Annotated in this window: 18 protein-coding genes and 2 pseudogenes; 14 read left to right on the top strand and 6 right to left on the bottom strand. The window is 60.5% G+C overall.

Translation table 11 applies throughout. The annotated features are described in order from the left end of the window. Window positions 1-25: 25 nt before the first annotated feature. Window positions 26-280 (bottom strand): XRE family transcriptional regulator, encoded by a 255-nt coding sequence (locus tag A9513_RS35345; protein ID WP_074247666.1) that lies wholly within the window; start codon window positions 278-280, stop codon window positions 26-28. A gap of 165 nt (window positions 281-445) precedes the next feature. Here A9513_RS35345 and A9513_RS00100 point away from each other — a divergent pair. Beyond that, window positions 446-1,500, top strand: a pseudogene (locus A9513_RS00100) (IS3 family transposase); the annotation flags it as partial. Between the two features lie 610 nt (window positions 1,501-2,110). On the opposite strand, the gene A9513_RS00095 reads toward A9513_RS00100, so the two are convergent. From A9513_RS00095 to A9513_RS00080, 4 genes are all read right to left on the bottom strand, one after another. After that, window positions 2,111-3,475, bottom strand: coding sequence for an FAD-binding oxidoreductase (locus tag A9513_RS00095; RefSeq protein ID WP_023082866.1), 1,365 nt, complete (start codon window positions 3,473-3,475; stop codon window positions 2,111-2,113). 112 nt (window positions 3,476-3,587) lie between these two features. Next, on the bottom strand, window positions 3,588-5,018 hold the full coding sequence (locus A9513_RS00090; RefSeq protein WP_023082865.1) for a coniferyl aldehyde dehydrogenase: 1,431 nt from the start codon (window positions 5,016-5,018) through the stop codon (window positions 3,588-3,590). Window positions 5,019-5,252: 234 nt separating this feature from the next. Then, window positions 5,253-6,623 carry a flavin monoamine oxidase family protein gene (locus A9513_RS00085; protein ID WP_023082864.1) on the bottom strand — a complete coding sequence of 457 codons (1,371 nt, stop codon included), beginning with the start codon at window positions 6,621-6,623 and terminating at the stop codon, window positions 5,253-5,255. A gap of 210 nt (window positions 6,624-6,833) precedes the next feature. Continuing rightward, on the bottom strand, window positions 6,834-7,826 hold the full coding sequence (locus tag A9513_RS00080) for an AraC family transcriptional regulator (protein WP_023082863.1): 993 nt from the start codon (window positions 7,824-7,826) through the stop codon (window positions 6,834-6,836). Between the two features lie 753 nt (window positions 7,827-8,579). Here A9513_RS00080 and A9513_RS00075 point away from each other — a divergent pair. The 10 genes from A9513_RS00075 (at window position 8,580) to A9513_RS00030 (ending at window position 21,512) form a co-directional block, all read left to right on the top strand. Further along, window positions 8,580-9,941, top strand: a complete 1,362-nt coding sequence (locus A9513_RS00075) for a DUF1329 domain-containing protein (RefSeq protein ID WP_023082862.1) — start codon at window positions 8,580-8,582, stop codon at window positions 9,939-9,941. 20 nt (window positions 9,942-9,961) lie between these two features. Beyond that, window positions 9,962-11,824 (top strand): DUF1302 domain-containing protein, encoded by a 1,863-nt coding sequence (locus A9513_RS00070; protein WP_023082861.1) that lies wholly within the window; start codon window positions 9,962-9,964, stop codon window positions 11,822-11,824. An 83-nt stretch (window positions 11,825-11,907) separates the two neighbouring features. Beyond that, window positions 11,908-14,268 carry an RND family transporter gene (locus A9513_RS00065; protein WP_023082860.1) on the top strand — a complete coding sequence of 787 codons (2,361 nt, stop codon included), beginning with the start codon at window positions 11,908-11,910 and terminating at the stop codon, window positions 14,266-14,268. Between the two features lie 13 nt (window positions 14,269-14,281). Beyond that, window positions 14,282-15,226: a YCF48-related protein gene (locus A9513_RS00060; RefSeq protein ID WP_023082859.1), complete on the top strand. Its 945-nt coding sequence runs from the start codon at window positions 14,282-14,284 to the stop codon at window positions 15,224-15,226. A 361-nt stretch (window positions 15,227-15,587) separates the two neighbouring features. Continuing rightward, a complete protein-coding gene (gene istA, locus A9513_RS00055; RefSeq protein ID WP_126543471.1) occupies window positions 15,588-17,087 on the top strand; it encodes an IS21 family transposase in 1,500 nt (499 codons plus the stop codon). After that, window positions 17,080-17,883, top strand: a complete 804-nt coding sequence (istB, locus tag A9513_RS00050) for an IS21-like element ISPst3 family helper ATPase IstB (protein ID WP_003117254.1) — start codon at window positions 17,080-17,082, stop codon at window positions 17,881-17,883. Before istA ends, istB begins: the two co-directional genes overlap by 8 nt. Before the next feature lie 209 nt (window positions 17,884-18,092). After that, window positions 18,093-19,094: an AraC family transcriptional regulator gene (locus A9513_RS00045; protein ID WP_023082852.1), complete on the top strand. Its 1,002-nt coding sequence runs from the start codon at window positions 18,093-18,095 to the stop codon at window positions 19,092-19,094. A 194-nt stretch (window positions 19,095-19,288) separates the two neighbouring features. Next, window positions 19,289-20,746, top strand: a complete 1,458-nt coding sequence (locus tag A9513_RS00040; RefSeq protein ID WP_023082851.1) for an NAD(P)/FAD-dependent oxidoreductase — start codon at window positions 19,289-19,291, stop codon at window positions 20,744-20,746. After that, window positions 20,743-21,114 carry a cytochrome c family protein gene (locus tag A9513_RS00035; protein WP_023082850.1) on the top strand — a complete coding sequence of 124 codons (372 nt, stop codon included), beginning with the start codon at window positions 20,743-20,745 and terminating at the stop codon, window positions 21,112-21,114. Before A9513_RS00040 ends, A9513_RS00035 begins: the two co-directional genes overlap by 4 nt. Before the next feature lie 2 nt (window positions 21,115-21,116). Further along, the gene (locus A9513_RS00030; protein ID WP_023082849.1) at window positions 21,117-21,512 is read left to right on the top strand and encodes a hypothetical protein; all 396 of its coding nucleotides are present in this window, start codon (window positions 21,117-21,119) and stop codon (window positions 21,510-21,512) included. Window positions 21,513-21,678: 166 nt separating this feature from the next. On the opposite strand, the gene A9513_RS00025 is transcribed toward A9513_RS00030, so the two are convergent. Then, window positions 21,679-22,608 carry a recombinase family protein gene (locus tag A9513_RS00025; protein ID WP_003150544.1) on the bottom strand — a complete coding sequence of 310 codons (930 nt, stop codon included), beginning with the start codon at window positions 22,606-22,608 and terminating at the stop codon, window positions 21,679-21,681. A 201-nt stretch (window positions 22,609-22,809) separates the two neighbouring features. On the opposite strand from A9513_RS00025, the gene A9513_RS00020 reads away from it, so the two are divergent. The 3 genes and pseudogenes from A9513_RS00020 to A9513_RS00010 form a co-directional block, all read left to right on the top strand. After that, window positions 22,810-23,049 carry a ribbon-helix-helix domain-containing protein gene (locus A9513_RS00020; protein WP_003089107.1) on the top strand — a complete coding sequence of 80 codons (240 nt, stop codon included), beginning with the start codon at window positions 22,810-22,812 and terminating at the stop codon, window positions 23,047-23,049. Continuing rightward, window positions 23,049-23,459, top strand: coding sequence for a putative toxin-antitoxin system toxin component, PIN family (locus A9513_RS00015; RefSeq protein WP_003150546.1), 411 nt, complete (start codon window positions 23,049-23,051; stop codon window positions 23,457-23,459). Before A9513_RS00020 ends, A9513_RS00015 begins: the two co-directional genes overlap by 1 nt. A gap of 3 nt (window positions 23,460-23,462) precedes the next feature. After that, window positions 23,463-25,580: pseudogene (locus tag A9513_RS00010) on the top strand (Tn3 family transposase); the annotation flags it as partial. Window positions 25,581-25,675 lie beyond the last annotated feature (95 nt).

Below are 25,675 nucleotides of genomic sequence, written 5' to 3'. Positions count from 1 at the left end.
TTTCGCGCACGCGAAAATCACCGAGTCAGTGAGGATGCATCTCAAGGTGGCGTAAGCAAGCATGCAGTACGGCCTCATCGGCATGTCTGAAATTCCCCTTTAGCCAGGCCTCCAGGCAAGATACCTCAGTGCCCGTCACTACCGACGCCTGATCCAGTCCCAGAGCCTTGGCAGAAATAGCATCACCGATACGCACGACGAGCTTGGCTTTGCGTTGCATTGCGTCAGCATCGGCGCAGCCGAGATCGGTATAAATATTCTGGCTGCCTTCTTCAATCAATTGCGGCGACCTACGAGAAAGGGGGAGTGGATAGTTTAGCGCTTGAGGGGGGGGTCAGAATCATCAGCATGGTGGATCACAATCACTGGAATGGGTGGATCAGAACCTCCAGCGCGAGCGGATCAGATCCACTGGAATAAAGTGTCAGAACCGCAAGCGCCCACAATCAAGGAGCTGTGCCGTCGTCATGGCTTCTCGGAGGCCAGTTATTACCTCTGGCGTAGCAAGTTCGGCGGGATGAGTGTGTCGGATGCCAAGCGCCTGAAGGAGCTGGAAAGCGAAAACACCCGGCTGAAGAAAATGCTCGCCGAGTCGATGCTGGAGATCGAAGTCACCCGCGAGGCGTTGCGAAAAAAGTGGTGAGCGCACCCTCCCGTCGCGAGCTGGTGCGTCACATGACGGCACGCGGTTTGAGTGAGCGACGAGCGCTTCAGGTGATGCGCATGAGCGCCAGTGCTCTGCGCTACCAACCGAGGCCGGATCGCAACCAGAGCCTGCGCGAGCGCATTGTGGCCCTGGTCCATCGGCATCGCCGCTATGGCGCCGCGATGATCTATTTGAAGCTGCGCCAGGCTGGCGAGGTGGTCAACCACAAGCGTGTGGAGCGCCTGTATGCCGAAGCCCGCTTGCAGGTGAAAAGGCGTAAGCGCAAGAAGATCCCGATTGCAGATCGACAGCCGCTGGGCCGCCCTCGGGCCGCCAACCAGATCTGGTCGATGGACTTTGTATTTGATCGCACGGCTGAAGGGCGTGTCATCAAGAGCCTGACCGTGGTGGATGATGCTACCCATGAGGCTGTCGCCATCGTGCCAGAACGAGCGATTGGCGGGCTTTCGTTGACGCGCATCCTAGATCGCCTGGCCATGTCTCGCGGGCTGCCGAAGGCCATCCGCACAGACAATGGCAAGGAGTTTTGTGGTCGCGCCATGCTGACATGGGCTCATCAGCGAGGTGTACAGCTGTTTCTGATTGAGCCCGGCAAACCCAATCAGAATGCCTACATCGAATCGTTCAACGGGCGCTTTCGTGATGAATGCCTGAACGAACACTGGTTCACCAGTCTGCCGCACGCCAAGGTAGTGATTGAGTCCTGGCGCAGGGAATACAACGAAGAGAGACCGAAGAAAGGGCTGGGTGGGTTAACCCCATTGGCCTATGCCGAGCAACTGGCCTCCAAAGCCGTTACATTGACCCAGGGCTCTAAAGCCAGCTGCTACTGAAGACGGGGAGACGTCGCATGCGCAACATGGCTTTCGGGTCCCTGACCAGGGCCAGTGATCCGCGTGCCATAAGCGCGCTGATTAGCTCAGCTGTTCTAGGGCCATAGTCGTGTCCGCGTACAAACGAGAAGGCTAGTCCTGAAGCAAGAATGGCCTCTCGAGATTTCAGGTGCAGTGGGTGTGCCTTGAGGCTGACAAGGGAAACGCCTTCTTCTATGTGCTGGCTGTAAAACGATCCTGCCTCATTACGTCTAGCACTACGAACAGCCCCGAGCACCACGTCGGCCTCGCCGCGCGCAAACATCAACCAGGCTCTTGCACGCGGCACATCCGTGTAAGCGAATCGGCATCCGCTTCGCCGGCTTACCTCTTCCAGATATTCGATGGACAGTCCGGCGCGGACTCCCTCTCTTTGCCACTGGTCCACACCGAGCTCACTGAACGGAACCAATATTTCCCGCGAGCAAGCTGAATGAGCAAGGTGACTAGCCAGCAGCAGAAACAGGATCCAGAAGACTCGGTACATAGGCCCTCTACATCGGGGCGGGATCCACTACAGGTGCAGGGGTAGTCCACAGTGCTTGGAGAAAATAGATGAATCGGAGATCGCTCAAATGTCCTTCAAGCTGCGCTCCTCCCACCAGTCCCAGGCTTTGAGCGCCTGGCGGGCGACGCGGCCACCGAGGAAGGAAAGGGTGTCGTTCGGCATGGAGATGGATTTTCTGTTCACGATCCAGAAGTCCGTCAGCTCGGTCTTCTGGCCGTTGAGCAGGTCAGCAATGGTGCGCCCATTGAGGTGGGTCAGTGCAACACCGTGACCGAAGCAGCCCCCTGCGTAGATGATGCGCTCGTCATCGACAAAGCTGATTTCAGGAACCATGTCGACGTTGACCGATACAGGTCCACCCCAGCGGTAGTCGATGCGGACATCTTTCAGCTGGGGATAGATCCACTTCAGGTGAGCCTCGCAGTGCTTCCAGCTCATCGCAGACGGCGTCTCAACCAGCGCGCCGGTTTTGTACACGATCGCATCACCACCACCCATGGCGATTCGCCCGTCGACGGTCGGGCGGTAGTAATGCAGCATCTGCCGGTTATCCCCGAACGACTGTCGGTCCTTCCAGCCGATGCTTTCCCACTGCGCGGCGGTGAGCGGCTCTGTGACGATCTGGTAGGTCCACAGCGGGTACTGCCGGGCCTTGAGCGTGCGGCTATCCGGCACCTCGCGCGAGTAAGCATTAGTTGCGATCACGACTTTGTCGGCGACCACGCGGCCTTTTTCAGTCGCGACTGTAATTGCCGTGGCAGCCCTTTCGATGCGAGTGACAGGGCTGGCCTCATAGATTTCCACCCCTGCCGACTCCGCCAGGCGCTTGAGTTCGCGAACCTGTTTGCAGGGGTTGAGATGAGCCGTGTCGGTTTCGTAGATGCCGCCGATGAAACGTTCGGAGTGGAAATCCTGGCGAATCCGGTCTCTGTTCTGCCAGGTCAGATCCCCATCAATGCCCAGATCCTGGAGCAGCTGATAAGTTTTCTTCATGCGGTCCAACTGCTGTTGCGAGTAGCTGATCCTGACCATCCCGGTATGGCAGTAGTCGGATTGAAAACCGTGGGTCTCAATCAGGTTCTGGGTATGCGCTACAGCTTTCTTGAGGTAGTGGTGGGCATCGATCATCTTCTGCTTGCCCCAGCGCAGCAGCACCATCTCAGGCTCTAGGCCAAAGAGCTTGGTGCTGAATCCGGCATTCCGACCGCTGGCGCCGAAACCGATGATGGCGCCTTCCAGCACCACCACGCGCGCATTGGGGTTGTCTTTCTTGAACTGCCAGGCGGTGTTTAGGCCGGTGAATCCGCCCCCAATGATGGCGACATCCGCATTCAGGTTCTGCGTGAGTGCGGCGTTAGGCGAGTAGTGGCCGTAGTCATGTTGCCAGAAGGACTGGTTTTCCAGATGCGAGTCTTTGATAGCGGTCATGCCTTTCATTCTCTTTGTTGGTGGCTATGCCAAGTTGCGGAGCAACAGTGCTGGAGGGTTGCTGGTAATCAGGGCTTGCTGCAGGGGCCTGCAACAAGCCTTAGGTCGCGGGTTAGCGCCCGAGCATCAGCTTAATCAGCCGGTCGAAGAGCGCTCCGTAGGGGGGATACAGGAGCGGAAATGCCGGGCGCGAAAACTGCTTGAAGATCGGGCGCAGCTTGGAGAACTCAAGGAAGCCTTCGTAGCCGTGGTAGTGGCCCATGCCACTGGCACCGACACCGCCAAACGGCAGGTCATGCTGGGCGGCATGCAGCCCGCAGTCGTTGATCCCGACACCGCCGGACTGCGTCAGGGCTACTACCCGTTTCTGTAGCTGGCGTTGATTGGTGAACAGGTAGAGGGCCAACGGCTGATCCCGGTTCTTGATGTAGTCCAGCGCCTCATCCAGGTTGCGATAGGTCTTGATCGGCAGAATCGGGCCGAAGATCTCTTCATGCATGACGCGCATGTCATCGGTAGCTCCTAGCACCAGGACCGGGGCGATCTTGCGGACGGCTTCGTTACCGATGCTGCCGGGCAGCAGATTGATGATTTGAGCGCCCTTGCTTTCGGCGTCGTCGAGATACTCCATCAGCCGCCCATAAGCGCTCTGATCGATGATCGAGGTGTAGTCTTGGGTCAGCAGCGACGGGTAGCGCTGGGGGGTGATGGCGCGGCAGTGCTCTACGAATGCCTCCAGCTGGCTCTCATGGACGAACAGATAGTCCGGTGCCACGCAGGTCTGTCCTGCGTTGACCGTCTTCATCTGCAGAATCCGCGCGGCCGCCGTCTTTAGGTCAAAGTCCTCGGCGACTATCACCGGGGATTTTCCGCCCAGCTCAAGCGTTACTGGTGTCAGATTGTCGGCCGCGGCCCGCATGACCCAGCGCCCGGTTTCGGCCGACCCTGTAAAGATCAGGTGATCGAAGGGAATGCTTGAGAAGACCGAGCCACTGATACCAGGCACGATGGCCAGGGTGTGCTCGTCGAAATTCTGAGCCACAAGGCGCTGTAGCAGTGCACAGAGATGACGAGAGTTCGCGGCCATTTTCACCATGCAGCGATTGCCCGCTGCCAGTGCGCTTGTTACCGGCCCCATCACCAGAAACAGTGGGTAGTTCCAGGGGGCTACGACCCCCACGACGCCCTTGGGCTGGGGAATCACCGAGTTACGGGCACCGAAGAACCAAATAGAGCCGTTGCGGCGTTGCGGCTTCATCCACTTGGACAAGCGCTTGTGGCAGTCGCGGATGCCATCGACCGTCAGGAACAGTTCGAGCAACTTGGTTTCTTGGTGGGCGCGGTTGCCGAAGTCCTGGCTGATGGCTGCACAGATGGCGTCCTGGTTCTCCAGCAGCATCATTTCCAGACGCTTGAGATTCTTGCGGCGAATCTCCAGGCTGGGGATGGGATGTTCGCGATGCGCGGCCCGTTGCAAGGTGAATATACGCACAGCCTCTGCTTCGCTAGTTAAGGCATGGCCAATCTGGGCTGCGGTGTTCATTGCGATGTGTCTCCTGACGCTGGGCAGATGCAGTTGCCCCTGAAGCGCCGCCTCGCGTGCGCTCAGAGATGCAGTGGTGATGTCGGGAGGGTATCGGTGCGGCTGGCGTTGGAATTGTCCGGCAGTGCCAGTCTTTTCAGCAGATCGTGCCAATACGTTCGCGTTGGATCGGCACGGGACGAGGAGAGGGGAGGGACGGCCGTTCCGACACGCCCCAGAAGGATTGGGGGAGGCTTAGGCGGCTGTTTGGCGCTCGGCTTCGAGCACTTCGCTGGCGGCTCGGATGCCGGACTGCATGGCGCCCTCGAAGTAGCCCATCCACTCCGTGGCGGTCTCAGTCCCTGCCCAGTGAATGCGGCCATGCGGCTCGCGAATGGCCTCGCCGTAGGTCGTCATGACTCCCGGTGGCATGTGGGCCCCGTAGCCGCCCTCTGTCCAGGTCTCATGAATCCAGTCGTGGTCCACGTACTCCAGTGGCTGGGCCGCGTCAGCGCCAAAGTAGTGCACAAGATCAGCCATGACGCGCGCTCGGCGGGCATCGGGCCCAATCTCGCTGAGCTCAACGGCATGTTCGCCTTCGATAAGGCCGACGAGTATCCCGACCTCGCCATTGAGCGGCGTTTGATCGAAGACCATGCTAAGCGCGCGATTAGGGCTAATCACCGCACCACTCAGGCCACGAGAGCGCCAGAAGGGTGTGGGATACGCCACATGAATCTTGATCACGCAGCCCATCGGCATGCGCCTGATCAGGCTGGCCCGTTTGGCCGGTAGCGCAGGTTCATAGCTAATGCGGGAAGCAAGTGCCGGGGGCACTGTCATGATTACCCGTCGAGCATGGAACGTGCCCTGGGCACAGAGCACGCGCACGCCCTGGGTGTCCTGCTCGATAGCGTGCACCGGGCAATTGAGTCGTATCTGTTCGGTGAGCAGGTCGGCCATGCGCTTAGGTACTTGCCAGGCGCCGCCGACAAACTTGTCCTGCTGAGCGCCGCCTTTCACTCCGATCATCGTTTCCAGCCCATGACCTTGGCGCAGTACCTCCAGGAAGAAGAGGTAGGACACCTCAGAGGGTTCCGCGCACAGAATGGCCTTGGCGATCAGTTGTATCAGGCCTCTGGCGGCTTTGGTGTGAACCTTTCTGTCGATCCAGGCCTCGAGCGACTCCCTGTCGAGTTCGGCGGCGTTATCAGCCTGCCATGGTGCGAGGTGTCCGAGCCGTCGCAGGTCATGCTGTAAGATCTGATCAGCGATTCCCAGGCTCAGCAACGAGGACCAGGGCAACTTGGGCACCTGCGAACCATAGGACTGGATGCTGTCATCCAGGCTGACCAGGTTGTTGCCCTCGGTATGCTGAGGGTAGATTCCGACACCAAGGCTTTGCGCCTGCTCACGGAACAAGTGGTGATCAGCACCAAGCCATTGGCCGCCAAAGTCGACTGTGTGGCCGGCCACGGTACCGGGCATCGAGCGCCCGCCCACTCGGTTCCTAGCCTCAAGCACCAAGACCTGCTGGCCTGCTTTTTTCAGGTCGAGTGCGGCCCTGAGGCCAGACACGCCCGCTCCGACGATGATGACGTCCCACGATTGTTCGATGCTACTCACGCAGATCCCCTCACAGTGATCATTTGGCTGGGCTGGGGCTGCTGAGAGAAGGTCGCTCGTCAGCCATGGCGCGCAGGTCTCAGGAATGCCAATGGCGATGGGGCTGATGACCTTGGGGCGCCGTCACAGGATCAGCATAGAGCTCCGCGAGCGCGGGAGATTGTCTGGCAGTGCCAGTTCTTCCGGCAGCGGGTGCCAAACCGAGGGGGGTCAGGAAGCCAGGTGGGCCGCGCGATACTGCTGGGGCGATTGTCCGGTCCAGCGTCGGAAGGCTCGGGTGAAGGAGGCCGATTCTGAATAGCCCACCAGTAGAGAGATTTCCGTCATGGAGTAGTTCGATTCCTTCATGTACGAGAGGGCGAGCTCTCGACGGACATCTTCAATCAGCGTTGAGAATTCGATTCCATGCTCTTTCAGCCGACGCTGGAGCGTACGCCGGGTCAGGTTCAACTGATCGCATATTTCGTCGATAGAAGGGGCCCCGCTGCTCATTTCGGCGGCGACTATCCGGGTGATTTGCGGCAGTAGTTCATCCGTAACGGTGCGTACTTGGCGCTCTTTTTCCAGATAAGGCTCAAGGGCTTTGTACAGCCGCTCGTTACCGTGAGCCACTGGCAGTTGCAAAGTCTCTATGGGGAGGCAGATTCGATTGGCCGGTTGATTGAAGTGGATCGGGCATTGGAACAGCAGTTTATGCGCCGATATGTCCGCAGGCTTGCTATGTGCGAAGTCAACGCGAGTGGGGCGGATGGTGCTAGCGGTGATCAAGTTAAGCTGCCGCAAGATGGCGGCAATGGCGAACTCCGAGTCCTGGCGTTTGGAGATGACGGTGGGATAGGTAACACCGTATTCAATACAGATCGTTCGACTATCGAACTCCAGCTTTATATTCGATTCTTGGGCGAAGACGATGATGAATTGCTGAAGTGTCAGCAGTGCTTTTTCAACCGTTGTCGCGCAGTGTATGGCATGGCCGAGTGCGCCGATGTCGTCTGGCTCGGACTGCATGCCGAGCTCAAGCCCAACATTGGGATTGACCTTTCCCGCAGCTTCCCATAGAGCTAGATATTGCTCGACGGGTATCTCTATGTCTGCGCGCTCTAAGACGCGAGAGTCGACGTCAAGCATGGATAGATAGGGGGCAAACACTTCCTTGAATCTGCGGAAGAAGTTTTCGGAAACCACTGTGCGGCCGGATTTCATTGTGCTGCAGCCTTTACTTCTATCCCTTTCCTGGCCTAGTGCCCGCTGTCAGGGGCGGCTCGGTCGGTGATTGTTCTTATGCTGAAGACTTACCCCTGAGGGTAATCGCCTTCCACATCTTACTCTCGATTGGATGACTCGGCATGCATCGCTCAGTTGAGTGCTGCTTATGCCTAGGTGCGTGGCAAGCAAGAGGCGGGCCATTGCTGGTAATCAATCCATAGGGCATCGGGGCCATCGGCTGCGCTACCGCTGACCTGCTGTGTTGGCAGTCGACTGCTGACCGATCAAGATGCGGGCCGCGTACGGACTCTCTTCCCTCATCGTTCCGCTCCTACCTCCAAGCCTGTGCTCAGGCCCGATTGGCATCAGATATCAATGACTCTGGCATGCGCGGGCAATCCGTCTTGAGTGGCATTGAATACTTTTCCAGCCAGGTGAGTCGGAACGCTTCGGGCTGGATTTTTGATCAGCCCGCTTTTCCCATCCGATCCCGATCACCTACTCGAACAACAAGAAAATCAACGAGAGGTAGGCAAATGGCCGTCAATAAGGTTCACGCCTGGAGTGGCGCTCAATTATCTGCACCTAGCAGCAAGTGCAACGCATCCGAACGGTTAGCAACACCTGCATCGCTTCGACGCCATCGGCCCTTGGCACCTACTCAAGACAGATCCGCTATTCCCCGGCTTTTCTAGGCCACATCGAACTGCTTCCCAATAACCACAAAAAAGCTCCCTCCAGGAGAAGTTCATGAAAAACCTCCAGTTTTCACTTTTGGGTGGTGCGCTGTTGGCGCTCCTTGGTACCAGTCACTTGCAGGCGGCAACCTCGCCTGACCTGAGTAAGCTCGGGAGTGAGCTAACCCCGATTGGGGCAGAGAAGGCCGGTAATGCCGATGGGAGCATCCCCGCCTGGAGTGGCGGCTTGATTCAAGCCCCTGCTGGATGGTCGCGAGGGAAAGGAGATCCATATGCCAGTGAAAAGCCGCTGTACTCTATCGACGCGAGCAATGTGGCCAAGTACCAGAATTCTTTGCCGGAAGGGCAGGTCGCGCTGATCAAGACCTATCCGGGTTACCGCCTGGATGTCTATCCCACGCACCGCAGCTGTGCGATTCCTTCCGAAGTGGCTGAGCGCTCCAAGGCGTATGCCGGCCAGGCGCGTATTGGCAGCGATGGCTGGCGCCTGGAGCAGGCTGTCGGCGCCGCTGTGCCATTCCCGGTACCGCAGAGTGGCATCGAGGTGATGTGGAACTACAAGCTGCGCTACATGGCCAAGGGGCGGCGTGCGCAGGTCTCGATCCTGCTTCGTGAGAAGGGGGGCGCGCTGACCGAGGTTCGGCAATGGGCGCATGAGTACTATCCCTATAACGATGCTGCTGTGAGGGACCCGAGCGATACCGGCGGAATCGAGGCCAAGCTGCTCTATGACGTACTGTCACCTTCTTCCCGGGCGGGCGAGATGTATCTGGTGCACTCCTTCCTGGATAAGGCGCAGAGCTCGTGGATCTACTTCCCCGGACAGCGTCGTGTTCGTCTGGCTCCTTCCTTCGCCTACGACAATCCGATTGCCGGCTCGGACAACCTGTACTTCGTCGACCAGATCAACATGTTCACCGGCGCTCTGGATCGTTACGACTTCAAGCTGGTCGGCAAGAAGGAAATGCTGGTGCCGTACAACTCGTACAAGCTGGTCGACAAGTCCAACAAGTATGAGCAACTGATCGGCCAGGACTACCTGAATCGCGACGTGCAGCGCTACGAGAAGCACCGCGTGTGGGTGGTCGAGGCAACCGTCAAGGCCGACAAGCGCCACTCCTTCGCCAAGCGGGTGTTCTTCTTCGACGAAGATAGCTGGAGCCTGCTGCATGTCGATATGTACGACGCCAAGGGCAATCTCTGGCGCGTGCAGGAGGGCAGCCTGTGGGCCGATCCCGAGATCCAGGCCTGCACAAGCTTCGAGTACGTCAGCTACGACCTGATCGCCCGCCGTTACATCGCCGACGGCTTCACTCAGGAAGGCCTGTCGCTCGATCTCGGCGCAGGGCTGCAAGGGCGTGTGAGCGACAAGATGTTCAACTCCAACGAGCTGCGCCGTCGCGGCGAGCGTTGACCGGTCCGGAGCACAACAATATGAAAAAGCAAAAAACATGCGGCGCGGCTGCGCTGCAGGCAAAGCCGTGCCTGCATAACCCTCTGGCGTTGTCGATCGCGCTTGCATCTGGCCTGCTCTGGACTCAGCCGAGCTACGCCGTTCTGTTCGGCAGTGAGGAAGGGATATCCGGCAGCTTCGACTCCACGCTGTCATATGGTTTCGCCACCCGTTTGCAGTCTCCCGACTGTCATTTACTCGGTGGTGACAGTGGTGGGTGCAATCCCGGCACCAACAACGAGCTTGGTCGGTACTACAACCTGTCGCGTGGCAACGGCTATGCGAACGCCGATATCAACTACAGCAATGCCGATGACGGCAACCTGAACTACGACAAACACGATGTGTTTTCTCACGTGCTCAAGGGAACTCATGAACTAAGTCTGCGCTTCGGTGATGGCTGGAGTGCTCTGGGTCGGGTGGCTTGGGCCAAAGACTTCAAGATGGACAACGTGCGCACCACGGAACTGGACGACCAGGCCGAGCGCGATGCCACCGAGCGCTTCGATCTGCTCGACCTGTGGGTAGCGAAAAGCTTTGATATCGGCGAGATGCCCGCCAAGGTCAAAGTGGGCAACCAGGTAATCAGCTGGGGCGCCGAGATCTTCGTGCCCGGCGGCATCAACCAGATCAACGCCCTCAGCCTGCCCAAGTACCACACGCCTGGAACCCAGCTGAAGGAGGTGTTCATCCCGGCACCGATGGCCTCCTTCAATATCGGGCTGACCGAGACGCTGAGCCTGGAGGGGTATTACCAGTTCAAGTGGAATGCCTACTCGCTCGATCCGGTGGGAACCTACTTCTCCTCGGCGGATATAGCGGGAGAGGGGCGTCGCCCGATCTACTACCCGACGAACTACGTGAACAATATCTATGGCCCGCTGCTCGGACTCACTTGCGCCGATCTGACGCCAACCGGTCAGTGCGGTGCCCCCGGTATCAGTGGTCTGAGCGATGCCGATCTGGTGGCTTTTGGTCTGGCGATTCCCTACGCCGGCGAGCGTGAGGCGAAGAACAGCGGCCAGTATGGCGTGGCACTGCGCTGGACCGCGGAGAGCATCGGCACCGACTTTGGCCTCTTCTACCAGCGCTACCACGACAAGACACCTTTCGTGGGCTACACCGCGCGGAGCAATCCGAACAACCTGGTGGTGGACAACTATTTCATCAACTACGGCGAAGACAAGGATCTGTTCGGTCTCTCCATGAGCACCATGGTGGGCCCGGTAGCTGTTGCGGGCGAGCTGTCCTATCGTCCCGATGACAGTGTCGGTATCGACCCCACCGTTCCCTTCGGTAGTGGGCTCACCGGTAGCTACAACAAGTACAGCGTGTTCGATACCGGAGTGAACAAGGGCTTTGTCGAAGAGGAAAAGTGGCAGGCGGACATCAATGCCATCTACACCTTCTCGGCCAGCGATCCGCTTGGCTTTATCCCCAGCGCACTGGGGGCCTCCCAGGGCTTCATCATGGCCGAAGCAGTGGTAACCCATTACCCGGGACTGGATACCAGCGGCAAGGTGCCTTACTTCCTGCCCGATTACTCGGTACCAAACAAAACGTCCTGGGGCTATGTGGCCGAGATCGGGATGAACTATCCCAACCTCTTCGACAGCGGCGTTACCGTCACTCCGCAGCTGGACTTCAGTCACGACGTCAACGGCACCACGCCGAATGCGATGCCGTTTGTCGAAGGTCGCAAGTCGCTGACCACCTCTCTGCTGTTCAACTACCGTGACCGCTGGAAGGGCGGCCTGCAGTGGGTGCAGTACTGGGGCGGTGGCGACAACAACCTGATGGCTGATCGCGACTTCCTCAGCGGCAATATTTCCTACTCGTTCTAATCCAGCCCAAGTTCGCTGGCGGCAAACCGTGCGCGCTCTTGCGCGGCTTGCCGTTGGCGACACTCGTTGTATCGAGGCATTCCATGTTGGTTTTCCTGGTGTCGGCGCTCGAGCGCTTTTTCTTTCGCCATCGTCTGGCGACTCTTGGCCTGCTGGCCGTCATTACCCTGATCATGGGCGGCTTTGCGTCACGCCTGGAAATGTCGGCCGGCTTCGACAAGCAGCTTCCGCAACAGCACGCTTTCATCAAGACCTTCAACCAGTACCGCGATGTGCTGTTCGGTGCCAACCGCGTCATCGTGGTGCTGCATGCCAAGCAGGGCGATATCTGGAACAAGCAGGCGATGACCCGTCTGTACGACCTGACTCAGACCTTGTTCTTCATGCCGGGGATCGACCGGCGCAGCGTGACCTCGCTGTGGACGCCGAATACCCGTGCGGTGCAGATCACCGAGGAGGGCATGAAGGCCGAGGACGTGGTAGGTGGTGATGTCACGGTAGGCACTTTGGACGACCAAGCCATAGCTGGCATTCGTGAGCGCACCATCATCGGTGGCTTCGTCGGCAGCCTGGTCGCCAACGATCATTCCGGTGCCATGGTGGTAGCGGAGTTGGCTGATCCGGATCCGCAAACCGGCAAGCGCCTGAACTATCTGGAGTTCAGCCAGCGTCTGGAAGACGAGGTGCGCAGCAAATACGCAGACTCCAACTACGACGTGCAGATCATTGGTTTCGCCAAGCAGATGGGGGATATCGGTGCCGGTGCCAAGAGCGTGGTGGAGTTCTTTGGCCTGGCTTTCGTACTCACCGCGCTGGCGGTTTATTGGTATACCCGCTCCTGGCGGCTGACCTTCCTACCATTGTTCTGCTCGCTGGTCTCGGTGGTCTGGCAGTTCGGCACCGTCACTCTGCTGGGCTTCGGCCTCGATCCTCTGGCGATTCTGGTGCCCTTCCTGGTGTTCGCCATCGGCGTGTCTCATGGGGTACAGCAGGTCAATTTCATCTCCAAGGAAGTTTGCACCGGGGTAGATGGCATGACCGCCTCGCGGCGCAGCTTCACCGGCCTGTTCATCCCCGGCACGCTGGCACTGATCACGGCTTTCGTCGGTTTCGCCACCCTGGTGCTGGTGCCCATCCCGATGATCCGCGAGCTGGCCATTACCGCTTCGGTGGGGGTGGCCTACAAGATCATTACCAACCTGATCATGCTGCCGGTGCTGGCCAGTTATTTCAGCTTCGACAAGGCCTATGTGGCGCGTGTCGAAAGGCTGCGAGCCAGGCGTGATGGCGCCATGGTCAGCCTTGGGCGTATCGCCGAGCCGCGAAATGCGGCCATCGGCACGTTGCTGTGCCTAGCGCTGATGGCGTTGGCGGTATGGCAGAGCCAGGGGCGCCATGTAGGGCATGTGCTGCCAGGGGCGCCGGAGCTGCATGCAGACTCTCAGTACAACAGGGATGTGCAGAGTGTGGTCAACCACTTTGCCCTGGGCCTGGACCTGTTCACCGTGGCGGTGGAAACCCCTGCAGGCGGCTGCTACCGCAACGATGTGATGGCCTATGTCGACCGCCTGACTTGGTATCTTGGCAATGTGCCCGGTGTGCTCTCGGCGCAGTCCCTGCCGGCGCTGACCAAGCTTTCGGCCTCCGGCGTCAACGAAGGCAACCCCAAGTGGGCAGCGCTGCCGCTGGATGAGCTGTCGCTAGGCGAAGCGGTTCGCCAGGTGCCCGAGGCCCTGCGCCTGTACAACGCAGACTGCACACTGCTGCCGATCAACCTCTATCTCACCGACCACAAGGCCAGCACCCTGAAACAGGTAGTGCAGGCGGTCGAGGATTATCGGGCCGAACATAAGTTGGAGGGGGTGACGGTACGTCTGGCCAGCGGCAATGCCGGCGTACAAGCAGCCACGAATGAGATTGTGGAGACCTCAGAGCTGCCGATGATGCTCTACGTCTACCTGACCATCGTGCTGCTGGTGTTTCTGGTGTACCGCGACTGGCGCGCCATGATCGCCTGCTGCCTGCCGCTGACCCTGGCGACCTTCCTCGGCTACTGGTTCATGAAGGAGCTGGATATCGGCCTGACTGTGGCCACCCTGCCGGTGATGGTGCTTGCCGTGGGCATCGGCGTGGATTACGCCTTCTACATCTACAACCGCTTGCAGATGCATCTCGCCGCAGGGCAGCACATCGTCAGCGCGTTCCAGCAAGCCTTGCGCGAGGTTGGGGTGGCTACGGTATTCACCGCCTTGACGCTGTCCGTCGGCGTCGCCACCTGGTCATTCTCGGCGCTGAAGTTCCAGGCCGACATGGGCCTGCTGCTCACCTTCATGTTCATGGCCAACATGATCATGGCCATCACCCTGTTGCCAGCGCTGGCCGTGGTACTGGAAATCCTGATTCCGCGGCGGGGGCCGGTGCGTGCTCCCCTGATCGCGCACTGATAGAGGAGCATGCATGATGTTCGCGATTCGTTTTCTGCAGTTCCCGCTGGTGGCCCTGGCATTGGCTGTGACCGGTAATGTGTGGGCTGCTGACGCGCAGGCTCCGGCTATCGCCCTGGAGAGCGCACAGCATGCGCCACTGGTCGCGGTGAGCCAGGTGGGCCGGCGTCTGGTCGCCGTGGGTGACCATGGCATTGTCGTGTTGTCCGATGATGGCGAGACCTGGCGCCAGGCCAGCAGCGTGCCGGTGGACGGCTTGCTCACTGCCCTGAGCTTTATCGATGAGCGGCAGGGCTGGGCGGTTGGCCATGGCGGGGTGTTGCTGCATACCGAAGACGGGGGTGAAACCTGGGCTCTGCAGCAACTCCTGGAGGAGCAGCCGGTATTGCTTTCGGTGTGGTTCGAGAATGCCCAGCACGGCATCGTCGTTGGGGCATACGGATACGCCGCGCAGACTCAGGATGGCGGGCAGAGCTGGCAGCGACTGAGCGTGGGTGCCGATGGTGACGACTATCACCTCAACCATATCTTCGCCACCCGTGATGGCAGCCTGTTAATCGCCGCTGAGGCGGGGAACGCCTATCGCTCTGCTGATCGCGGTGCCAGCTGGCAATCACTCGACACCGGCGTCAGCGGCTCTCTGTGGAGTGGTGTCGGGCTGCGTGATGGTCGAGCGCTGCTGGTCGGCATGAGCGGGCGGGTGCTGCTCGGCGACAGTTCTGGCAAACGCTGGCGCGAACTGAGCAGCGGTACGGTCGAGGCGATCACCGATGTCGCTCAACTGGCCGATGGCCGCGTCGCGCTGGTCGGCAATGGGGGGCTGGTAGCGCTCTCGGATACAAAGGTGGAGCGCTTCAACGCATCTCAGCGTGAGGACCGCCTGAACATCTCCGCATTGGCGCCGCTCACTGAAGGACATCTGCTGCTGTTTGGGGCGGCAGGGGTAATACCTCAATAGTCCGCATCGCGTCGGTCACCCTTGTCATGGCCCTTGTCGGAGGGCGATGACGAATAGCACCGACGCCATCCCTTCGACAGTACGCGCATCCGCAGTTTGTTTGCTCGTTGAGATACTCGACGAACTCTTAAGGGGCGCGTGTCTTCTTGCATGGCTGGAGTGCATCGATGCGTACCTTGTTCGCCAGGTTGTCATTGCGATTCAAGCTGGTGCTGTTCAACGGCCTGCTGCTGGCGTTGATCACTGTGTTGCCGCTGACCGAAAACTGACCCAGTAGAGGCTGTTCTGCCGATCGAAAACTGACCCAGGTGCTCAACTGCTCCTGCTCAATTTATGAGCAGGAGAACACAGGGTGATCAGTATGGAAATGATGGGCAAAATTCGGCGGATGTATTTCCGCGACAAGCTGTCGTTGCATGAGATAGCCAAGCGCACCGGATTGGCGCGCAACACCATTCGCAAGTGGGTCAGAGCGCCGGAAGCCAAGCAGCCGGTGTACCTGCGCCGGGCCATTTTCAACAAGCTGAGTCCGTTTCACGGCACGCTGGAGCAGGCGCTTAAAGCCGACTCGCTGCGTCCCAAGCAACAACGGCGCAGTGCCAAGGCGCTGCTGGCACAAATCAAAGCCGAGGGTTATGACGGTGGCTACAGCCAGCTCACCGCGTTTGTCCGTGCCTGGCGCGGGGATCAGGGCAAGGCAGCGCACGCCTTTGTGCCGTTGACCTTTGCCCTTGGCGAGGCGTTTCAGTTTGACTGGAGCGAGGAAGGCTTGCTGATCGGCGGCATTTACCGGCGCATGCAGGTGTCGCACCTGAAGCTGTGCGCGAGCCGTGCCTTCTGGCTGGTGGCTTATCCGAGCCAAGGTCACGAGATGCTGTTCGACGCGCATACGCGCTCGTTCAGCGCCTTAGGCGGCGTGCCACGCCGAGGCATTTACGACAACATGAAGACGGCCGTCGACAAGGTCAACAAGGGCAAAGGCCGCACGGTGAATGCGCGCTTCGCGGTGATGTGCGCGCACTACCTGTTCGATCCGGATTTCTGCAACGTTGCCTCAGGTTGGGAAAAGGGCATCGTCGAAAAGAACGTGCAGGACAGTCGCAGGCGTATCTGGCTGGACGCCCAAGACCGTCAATTCCACTCCTTCGAGGAACTCAATGCCTGGCTCGGGCAGCGCTGCCGCGCACTCTGGAGCGAGCTTCCGCACCCGCAATACAGCGGGCTGAGCGTGGCTGAGGTGTTGGAGTTGGAGCGGGCCGAAATGATGCCCATGCCCGCGCCCTTCGACGGTTACGTCGAGCGTGCGGCGCGGGTTTCCAGCACCTGCCTGGTCAGCATGGGACGAAACCGCTACTCGGTACCCTGTGAGTACGCCGGCAAGTGGCTCAGTTGCCGCCTGTATCCGACGCGGATCGAGGTGGTAGCTGATGACGTATTGATTGCCAGCCACGCGCGCTTGCTGGATCGCGACCAGGTCAACTATGACTGGCAGCACTACATCCCGCTGATCGAGCGCAAGCCGGGCGCACTGCGCAATGGCGCTCCTTTTGCGGATCTACCAACACCACTGCGGCAACTCAAACACGGCCTGACACGTCATGCCGGCGGTGACCGGATCATGGCGCAAGTCCTGGCTGCCGTACCCGTCGCCGGACTCGATGCCGTATTGGTGGCCGTTGAACTGGTACTCGAAGCCGGCACCCTGAGCGCCGAACACGTCTTGAATGTCGTGGCGCGGCTGACAGCGACCGAGCCACCGCCCTCCGTCGAGACTCACTTGCAGCTCAAGGAAGCGCCTGTCGCGAACACGGCGCGCTACGACCGTTTACGCGGCAGCGTCGAGGAGATCCGTCATGCGTGATCTCATGGCAGAACTCAAAGAGCTGCGCCTGCACGGCATGGCCAATGCTTGGGCGGACTTGACGGCGCAGGGTGAGTCGGCCCTAGCCTCCTCGAAATGGTTGCTCGAACACCTGCTGCAACAGGAGCATGCGGATCGCGCCATGCGCTCGGTGAGCCATCAAATGAACATGGCCAAGCTGCCCATGCACCGTGACCTGGCTGGCTTCGACTTCAGCGCCTCCAGCGCCGACGCACGGCTGATCAGGGAACTGGCCAGCCTGGCCTTCACCGACACGGCACAGAACGTGGTACTCATCGGCGGGCCGGGCACCGGCAAGACCCACCTGGCCACCGCGCTAGCCGTGTCCGGCATCACTCTGCACGGCAAGCGCGTGCGCTTCTACTCCACGGTTGACCTGGTCAATCTGCTGGAGCGCGAGAAGCATGACGGTAAAGCCGGGCGCATCGCCCAAGCACTGCTGCGCATGGACTTGGTCATCCTCGATGAGCTGGGTTACTTGCCATTCAGTCAGGCTGGCGGTGCTCTGCTTTTTCACCTGCTGTCCAAGCTGTACGAGCACACCAGCGTCGTGATCACGACCAACCTGAGCTTCGCAGAATGGTCGCGCGTGCTCGGCGACGCCAAGATGACCACCGCCCTGCTGGATCGGCTTACGCACCACTGCCACATCGTCGAAACGGGCAACGAGTCCTACCGCCTGCAACACAGCAGCTTGGCGGCTCAGGCAAAGATCAAATCACGGGAGCGAAAACGCAAGGACGATCAGAAGCCGGTGGACGACGAACCGTTTTGATTTTAGGGAAAGGATGGCCTGCTGCATGACGACATGTGGCAGGTCTTCAGTCGCCACTTGGGGCGATCGAAAGGAAGGGATTTTAAAGCAGCTGCGCTGATAGACTTATCCACAGTTGCTGATATAGAAATCAGCAATCCGCCCTGGGTCAAATTTCAATCGGCAGGGTGGGTCAATTTTCCATCAGCACCAACATCCCAGGGCGTTCAATGCCGTCGTCTAGCTGCCATACCGTCCTTGCCGAAAGCTTCTTCCGTCGCAACGCAGAGTTGTTTCGCCCGCACCTCGCTGCTGTCGGACTGCGCGAGCAGATTCTCAGCGCACCGGAATCAGAAATTCCAGTGACAAAGTACGTCGCCCTCTGGGAGGTGCTTGGTAGCGAGGTTTCACCGACCATTGGCCTGGAGGTGGCCATGCGCACTGAGAGCAGTGAGCTCGGTGCCTATGGCCATGCCATACGCTGTGCCCCTTCCATGCAATTGGTACTGCGGAGCCTGAGCCGCTTCATGGTGGTGTTGACCCAGGCCACGCAACTGGACTTCGAGGACAACGGCAAGCGGATTAGCCTGGCCTATCGGGTCACCGACGCGTCCATCGTGCAGCGTCGCCAGGATGCGGAATTCACCATTTGCACCATCCTCAACCTGCTTCGTGAGGTGACCCGGAATCCGCAGCTGTCACCTGTTCGAGTGGATTTCGAGCATCGGGCCCCCAGCGACCTGGCCTCCCACCGCGAGGTATTTGGGTGTCCCATTCGCTTCGAGCAGCCGGACAATCGGCTGTACTTCTCACGCGAGTTGCTGGACATGCCAATCCGCACCGCCGATCAGCGCCTGTTCCAGGCCCTCGAGCCCTTCCTTGAACAGCAGCGGCAAAGCCGGGCGGCGTCGACAGACGTGCTCAGCCAGGTCGCCCACCACATTGCCAGCAGCCTGAGCAGTGGCTGTGCCAGCCTGGAGCAGGTGGCCAGCGACCTGAAGATTGGCGTTCGTACATTGCAGAGGCGTTTGGCCGAGCAGAACGTCGAGTTCAGCCAGTTGGTGGAGGATGTGCGCCGCTCCCTGGCCGAGAGCTATGTGATGCAATCCGACTACAGCCTGACGGAGATCGCACTGCTGCTCGGTTACTCCGAAGCCAGTTCCTTCTGCCGAGCCTTCCGCCGCTGGACCCAACTGACTCCCCAGCAGTTCCGCCAACGCGGCCGATCCTGAATCGAGCCGCCCACCTTCCGAGCGGATTGTCATCCGCTGCCAACGATTTTGTCATGAGCTGCCAAGCCTGCGCCTGGGGGCGTCGCATAGCTTATCCCCGCAGATGGGCGTGACTTCAGGCTGACGTACATCGCTCAGCTGGCAGCTTCTTGCGCCCTTCACTTCAAGAACAATGACAAATGAGGTGTGGGTCGATGGCCGATGAAAAAGACGACGCCAAGGGCGTCAGTCGTCGTGGTTTCCTGCGTGGCGCCGGGGCTGGCGCGGTTGTGGTGGCAGGCGCAGGGGTCATGGCAAATGCCATGGGCGCTGAACAGAAAGGCTGCAAGACCGCGGGTTGCGATTACGACGTGGTGGTGATCGGCGGCGGCTTCGCCGGTGTCACCGCCGCCCGTGACTGTCGCAAGAATGGCTACAAGACGCTGGTGCTGGAGGCGCGCAATCGCCTTGGCGGTCGCACCTTCAGCACCGAGTTCGCCGGCCACAAGGTGGAGCTGGGCGGAACCTGGATTCACTGGACCCAGCCCTTCGTCTGGGCCGAGACCCAGCGCTATGGCCTGAAGGTCATCGAATCCCCGGAACGCGCTGAATCGTCACTGGAAACCATGGTGATCCTGGCGGAAGGCAAGCGGACGCAACTTGCTGGCGAAGAGCTGCTGCCGGTGCTGCAAGCGTTCGATACCTACTTCGCGGACGCTCGCGACATCTGGGAACGTCCCTACGACTCCCGCTTCCGCTGGAACAAGCTCATGGCGCAGGACAGCCTGAGTGCCCGTGATCGCCTCGACCAGTTGAAGCTCAACCCTGTGCATCGCGCTGCCGTGGACTCGTATCTGGTGGGTATGTCCCATTGCCCCTCTGACCAGGTTTCCTACAACGAGATGGCACGTTGGTGGGCCCTGCCGGGTTACAACCTGTCGGTCCTCAACGACTCGCTCACTCGCTACACCTTCAAGGACGGCACCATCAGCTTGATCAACGCGATGATCGAAGACGGCAAGCCCGAAGTGCGGCTGTCTACGCCGGTGAAGAAGGTCGAGGACAAGGGCGACCACGTGGTCGTCACCACCCAGAAGGGTGAGCGCATTGTGGCGGGCAGCGTGGTCCTGGCGCTGCCGATGAACGTGCTGCCCAACATCGAGTTCTCTCCGGCGCTGGACCCCAAGCTGATCGAGGCCGCTCACGAACGGCACGCCGGCACCGGAGTCAAGGCGGTCATCAAGGTCAAGGGCAAGGTCGGTGGGGAAGGCAAGCTGTATGGTCTGGCCGACTCGGATCATCCCCTCAATGTGGTGTTCACCTACGCCAAGGCCGAGGACCACACGCTGTTCATCGGCTTTGGCGACGATCCCGCCAAGCTCGACGTCCTGGATCGGGACGCCGTGCAGCAGGTCATGCAGTCCTTCTTCCCGGAAATGGAAGTGGAAGACTGCTTCGGTTACGACTGGAACCTCGACCCCTACAGCCGGGGAACCTGGGCCAGCTACCGACCCGGCTGGTACGGCAAGTATGCCGATCACTTCGGCAAGGCTCCGGGTAGCCGCATGTTCTTCGCCCAGGGCGACCACGGCGAGGGTTGGCGCGGATTCATCGACGGCGCCATCGGCGGGGGCGGCAAGGCGGCCCTGCTCGTCAAGGAGCTGCTGGGATGAAGCAGCTTGGTTTCCTTCTCGCCCTTGGCCTCTGCGCCATCTCCGGCACGGCCGCGGCGGCTTGCGATGCCGCGGCCGGCCAAAAGCTGTTCGAGTCCAAGTGCACCGCCTGCCATTCGCTGGCGGAGCACAAGGTCGGTCCGCGTCTGCATGACGTGTATGGCCGCAAGGTCGGTACGGCGCAGGGCTTTGGCTACACGCCGACCCTGGAGCAGGCCGGCTTCACCTGGAACGCGGAAAAGCTCGATGCCTTCCTGAGCGGCCCGATGAATTTCCTGCCGGGTACCGCGATGGCGTTTGGCGGCCTGCGCAAGCAGGACGATCGGCAAAACATCATCTGCTTCCTCGAACAGCAGAACAGGAGCTAGTCATGAACATCACTCTCTTCACTCGCCCCAAGAGCGTGCTGACTGTCGGTCTGGCCCTGCTGCTGGCTTTCGACCCCAACCTGATCTTCCAGTGGACGGGATTGGTGCTGGGTGACGCCGGCACGTTGCTGGGCCGCATTCTGGGCCTGGTCTACCTGGGGATCGCCATCGAGCTGTGGTTCGTCCGCAGCAACTCAGACCTGCCGGCGCGCAACGCGCTGCTTCTGACCGCAGTCGACTGTTCCGTCGTGGCCTTGCTGGTCCAGGTGCAACTGGCCGGGCTGATGAATGTGCTCGGTTGGGGGCTGATTGCCGTGTACCTCGGCTCCGGCCTGGGATTCCTCTGGTGCGCCATGCAAGTCGCCAGGAATGGCGCCGTACGCGAAAGCCTTTCCTGATCCAAGCGATTTGCACTTTTTTGATATCACCGGATTCCAGCCCCTTCGTACCTTCTGCCCTGCTCGTCGCCACCGGCGCACGGGGCAGACTCATCCTCAGCACAACAAGAATCTCCTGTAGGAGAAGGGGTTTGGGGAGCAATGGAACCAAAAACCAACGTAAGCCCTACCAACGCTTTTCGGTGTCTTCTTCCCAGGCGCCCATCTCGACAAAACAGTTGCGCATGTCGGCCTCCTGGCTGATCTCGGTCAGCAGGTCATGCACGCTCTTGTCCAGCTCATCGTCGCTCCGATACGGAATGGTCAACTCATAGTGGCCGGCATCCAGCCGCTTCATGCCATAGGGCTCCAGGCAGTAGCGCTCAATGTTCTCCGTGGCCCGCTTCCGGCCGCGCACGAACTTGCTGTTATTCACCACCGCGAGGCGCAGGGTGACGGTGGCCACCCGCTCGGCGGCGGGCGGCTCTGCCGGCGACGCGGCCGAAGGCTGCTGGTCGCGTGACCTGGCGCTCTTCTGGTACGCGCCGATCTCGACACCACGGTGGCGCAGGTAGCTGTACAGCGTGCTCTTGGAGATGTGCAGCTTCTCGCCGATCGCGCTGACGCTCAGGCGACCTTCGCGGTAGAGGGTTTCGGCCGCCATGGCGGTGGCCTCAGCCTTGGCTGGCAGGCCCTTGGGACGGCCACCGATCCGGCCACGCGCCCGTGCGGCCGACAGACCCGCCTGAGTCCGCTCGCGGATCAGCTCGCGCTCGAACTCCGCCAGCGAGGCGAACAGGTTGAACACCAGGCGGCCTTGGGCGTGGGTGGTGTCGATGGGGTCATTCAGGCTCTGTAAGCCGACCTTGCGCTCTGCCAGCTCGCCGACCAACTCGACCAGGTGCTTGAGGGAACGCCCAAGGCGATCCAGCTTCCAGATCACCACGGCATCACCCGGCCGCACGTTGGCCAGCAGTTTGTCCAACTCCGGCCGGGCGCTTTTCGCGCCGCTGGCGATGTCTTGGTAGATGCGTTCGCACCCGGCCTGTTTCAGGGCATCGACTTGTAGGTCGGCTTTCTGATCCCGAGTGCTCACTCGCGCATAACCGATCTTCATCAAAAGTACTGTTTACTCGACTACGTTAGTAATAGTTGAACTTTGATTAAGCGTACCAGTTATTTGAACCGTAGCGCGGGGAGCTTAACGAACCGAGCCATTCCTCGATAGAGTTCGGCAAAACCTTCGTTTTGTCGAACCATTGCATCGCCCTTTGTGATTGGCGTATAAACACACAAACACCTATTAGCGGAGAACGCTATGAATACCATTCGCTGGAATGTCGCCGTCTCGGCCGACACCGACCAGTCGCTTCGGATGTTTCTGGCCAGCCAGGGCGGCGGCCGTAAGGGCGACCTGTCGCGCTTCATCGAAGAAGCGGTACGGGCACACATCCTGGAGCTGAGCGCTGAGCAGGCCAAGGCCGCTAACGCCCATCTGAGTGAGGCAGAATTGACCAACGCGGTTGACGAAGCGCTCGACTGGGCACGTAAGCGCTGATGCGGGTCGTGTTGGATACCAACATCCTGTTCAGCGCCCTGATCTCGCCACATGGCGCGCCCGATGCGATCTACCGTGCCTGGCGGGCGGCGCGTTTCGAGGTGGTGACCTCGCGGATGCAACTCGATGAAATTCGTCGAGCCAGCCGCTATCCCAAGCTTCAGGCCATCCTACAGCCCGCCAAGGTGGGCGCCATGATCAATAACCTGCAACGGGCTGTGGTACTGGAGCGCCTGACCATCGAGGTCGAAGCCGATGATCCGGATGACTCGTTTTTGCTGGCCATGGCCTTGGCGGGCGATGCGGACTACCTGGTAACCGGTGATCGCCGCGCCGGCCTGCTGCAACGCGGGCACATCGAACGCACGCGGATCGTCACGCCCGCCGTGTTCTGCGTCGAGGTGCTGTGATCAATGCCGGTCGGTTTTCTGACTCAAGAGCAACGCGACGGTTTTGGCCGCTATGTTGATTCGCCCAGCCGTGAAGAGCTGGAACGTTACTTCCACCTGAGCGATGAAGACCGTGAAGCCATCCAGGTGCTGCGGGGTAACCATAACCGTCTGGGTTATGCCGTTCTGCTGACCACCGTCCGCTTCGTTGGCGTTCTGCCGGACAAGCCCGCCGCCGTGCCGGTGGAAGTCCTGCAGGTGCTTTGCCGACAACTGGCGATTCCAGACCCCGACTGCCTCCAGCGCTATAGCGATCATCGCCGCTGGATACATGCCACCGATATTCAGAACCGCTTTGGCTATCGTCATTTCACCGATCCGGGCATCGGCTTTCGCTTGAGCCGCTGGCTGTATGCCCTCTGCTGGACGGGCACCGACCGGCCGGGAGTGCTGTTTGAGCGAGCCACCTCGTGGCTGTTCACACAGAAAGTCCTCCTGCCTGGTGTGTCTCAACTAGAGCGCTTTATCGCCCAGTTGCGCAGTCGGGTCGAAGAACGCCTCTGGTTTACGCTGGGCCGCAGCGTGACTGAGGAACAGCGATTGCAACTGCAAGACTTGCTGACGGTGGCCGAAGGCAACCGCAGCTCCCGGCTGGATCAATTGCGCTCCGGCCCGGTCATGGTCAGTGGCCCCGCGTTGATTCGGGCACTGCGCCGGCTCGATGACGTGCGCGGCATCGGCATCACCTTGCCGGCGGCGGCGCACATCCCTCCCAGCCGTATCGCCGCCCTGGCCCGCTTCGCCAACACGGCCAAGGTCACCGCGATTAATCGGCTGCCGGCGTCGCGGCGGATGGCGACACTGGTGGCCTTCGCACTCTGCCTGGAGGCGACTGCGCACGACGACGCACTGGAAGTCCTGGAGGCCTTGCTGCGCGACCTGTTCAGCAACGCGGAGAAGGCCGACAAGAAAGCCCGCATGCGCAGCCTGAAAGACCTGGATCGGTCGGCCGCGACGCTCGCCGCCGCGTGCAAGGTCGTGCTGGACAGCTCGATCAGCGATGACAACGTGCGCGCCCGGCTGTTCAACGACCTGCCGAGGACCACCCTGGAAAAGGCCCTGGAAGAGGTCAACGCGCTGATCCGCCCGGTAGATGACGTCTATTTTCTTGCATTGGAAGCGCGCTACCGCAGCGTGCGCCGCTTCCTGCCCGACCTGCTCAAGCACATCCGCTTCGGCTTCAGCCCGGCCGGCAAGGGCGTGGCGGCTAGTCTGGAGTGGCTGCAACTGAACCTGCCGCGCCGGAAGCCAGAGGATGACGCGCCGCAGGAGATCGTGGCCAAGGCTTGGCAGAAGCACATCACCCGCGAAGATGGCTCCCTCGACATGGGTGCCTATGTGTTCTGCACGCTCGATGCGCTGCGCACGGCCCTGCGCCGCCGCGATGTCTTCGTCTCGCCCAGTTGGCGCTATGCCGACCCGCGCCTTGGCCTGCTCGACGGTGCCGAATGGCTGGCGGCGCGACCGATCATCTGCCGGTCACTGGGCCTGACCATCGACGCCAAAACCACCCTGGACGCCTTGTCCGTCGAGCTGGATGCAACCTGGCTGGCAGTAGCCGCGCGCCTGCCCGACAACCCGGCGATTCAACTGAGCGAGAACACCGAGGGCAAGACCGAACTGTCGCTCGGGGCGCTGGACAAGCTGGACGAGCCCTGCTCGTTGCTGCAACTGCGGGCGGCCGTGTCTGACCTGATGCCGCGTGTCGATCTGCCGGAAATCCTCTTGGAAATCGCCGCCCGCACTGGCTTTTCCGAGGCCTTCACCCATGTCTCCGAACGCAATGCACGCGCCGACAACCTGGTCACCAGCCTCTGCGCGGTGCTGTTGGGCGGGGCCTGCAACACCGGCCTGGAGCCCTTGATCCGCACCGACAACCCGGCGCTGCGCCGTGACCGGCTGTCCTGGGTCAGCCAGAATTATATCCGCGACGACACCCTGTCAGCGGCTAACGCCATCCTGGTCGGAGCGCAAAGCCAACTGGAACTGGCCCAAGTCTGGGGTGGCGGCGAGGTCGCCTCCGCCGATGGCATGCGCTTCGTCGTACCGGTGCGCACCGTGCATGCCGGCCCCAATCCGAAGTAGGGGAGCCCGCAGAACTCGGAAAAAATCGTACGCTAAGGTTTTCCGAGCTGCCGCAGCGGCCTGAATTTCCCGTCTTCCAGCTTGCGGCTTTG

Source organism: Pseudomonas sp. AU12215, from assembly GCF_001675465.2.
GTDB classification, from domain to species: Bacteria; Pseudomonadota; Gammaproteobacteria; order Pseudomonadales; family Pseudomonadaceae; genus Pseudomonas; species Pseudomonas nitroreducens.
Note: the sequence above shows the minus strand (reverse complement) of the source record. Positions and strands in the feature narration are given on the sequence as shown.

Excerpts from the sequence above, each read along its gene's own strand:
- A9513_RS00095 (WP_023082866.1), bottom strand. The coding sequence starts at position 3,475 with ATGACCGCTATCAAAGACTCGCATCTGGAAAACCAGTCCTTCTGGCAA.
- A9513_RS00090 (WP_023082865.1), bottom strand. The coding sequence starts at position 5,018 with ATGAACACCGCAGCCCAGATTGGCCATGCCTTAACTAGCGAAGCAGAG.
- A9513_RS00080 (WP_023082863.1), bottom strand. The coding sequence starts at position 7,826 with ATGAAATCCGGCCGCACAGTGGTTTCCGAAAACTTCTTCCGCAGATTC.
- A9513_RS00075 (WP_023082862.1), top strand. The coding sequence starts at position 8,580 with ATGAAAAACCTCCAGTTTTCACTTTTGGGTGGTGCGCTGTTGGCGCTC.
- A9513_RS00070 (WP_023082861.1), top strand. The coding sequence starts at position 9,962 with ATGAAAAAGCAAAAAACATGCGGCGCGGCTGCGCTGCAGGCAAAGCCG.
- A9513_RS00065 (WP_023082860.1), top strand. The coding sequence starts at position 11,908 with ATGTTGGTTTTCCTGGTGTCGGCGCTCGAGCGCTTTTTCTTTCGCCAT.
- A9513_RS00060 (WP_023082859.1), top strand. The coding sequence starts at position 14,282 with ATGATGTTCGCGATTCGTTTTCTGCAGTTCCCGCTGGTGGCCCTGGCA.
- istA (WP_126543471.1), top strand. The coding sequence starts at position 15,588 with ATGGAAATGATGGGCAAAATTCGGCGGATGTATTTCCGCGACAAGCTG.
- istB (WP_003117254.1), top strand. The coding sequence starts at position 17,080 with ATGCGTGATCTCATGGCAGAACTCAAAGAGCTGCGCCTGCACGGCATG.
- A9513_RS00045 (WP_023082852.1), top strand. The coding sequence starts at position 18,093 with ATGCCGTCGTCTAGCTGCCATACCGTCCTTGCCGAAAGCTTCTTCCGT.
- A9513_RS00040 (WP_023082851.1), top strand. The coding sequence starts at position 19,289 with ATGGCCGATGAAAAAGACGACGCCAAGGGCGTCAGTCGTCGTGGTTTC.
- A9513_RS00035 (WP_023082850.1), top strand. The coding sequence starts at position 20,743 with ATGAAGCAGCTTGGTTTCCTTCTCGCCCTTGGCCTCTGCGCCATCTCC.
- A9513_RS00030 (WP_023082849.1), top strand. The coding sequence starts at position 21,117 with ATGAACATCACTCTCTTCACTCGCCCCAAGAGCGTGCTGACTGTCGGT.
- A9513_RS00025 (WP_003150544.1), bottom strand. The coding sequence starts at position 22,608 with ATGAAGATCGGTTATGCGCGAGTGAGCACTCGGGATCAGAAAGCCGAC.
- A9513_RS00020 (WP_003089107.1), top strand. The coding sequence starts at position 22,810 with ATGAATACCATTCGCTGGAATGTCGCCGTCTCGGCCGACACCGACCAG.
- A9513_RS00015 (WP_003150546.1), top strand. The coding sequence starts at position 23,049 with ATGCGGGTCGTGTTGGATACCAACATCCTGTTCAGCGCCCTGATCTCG.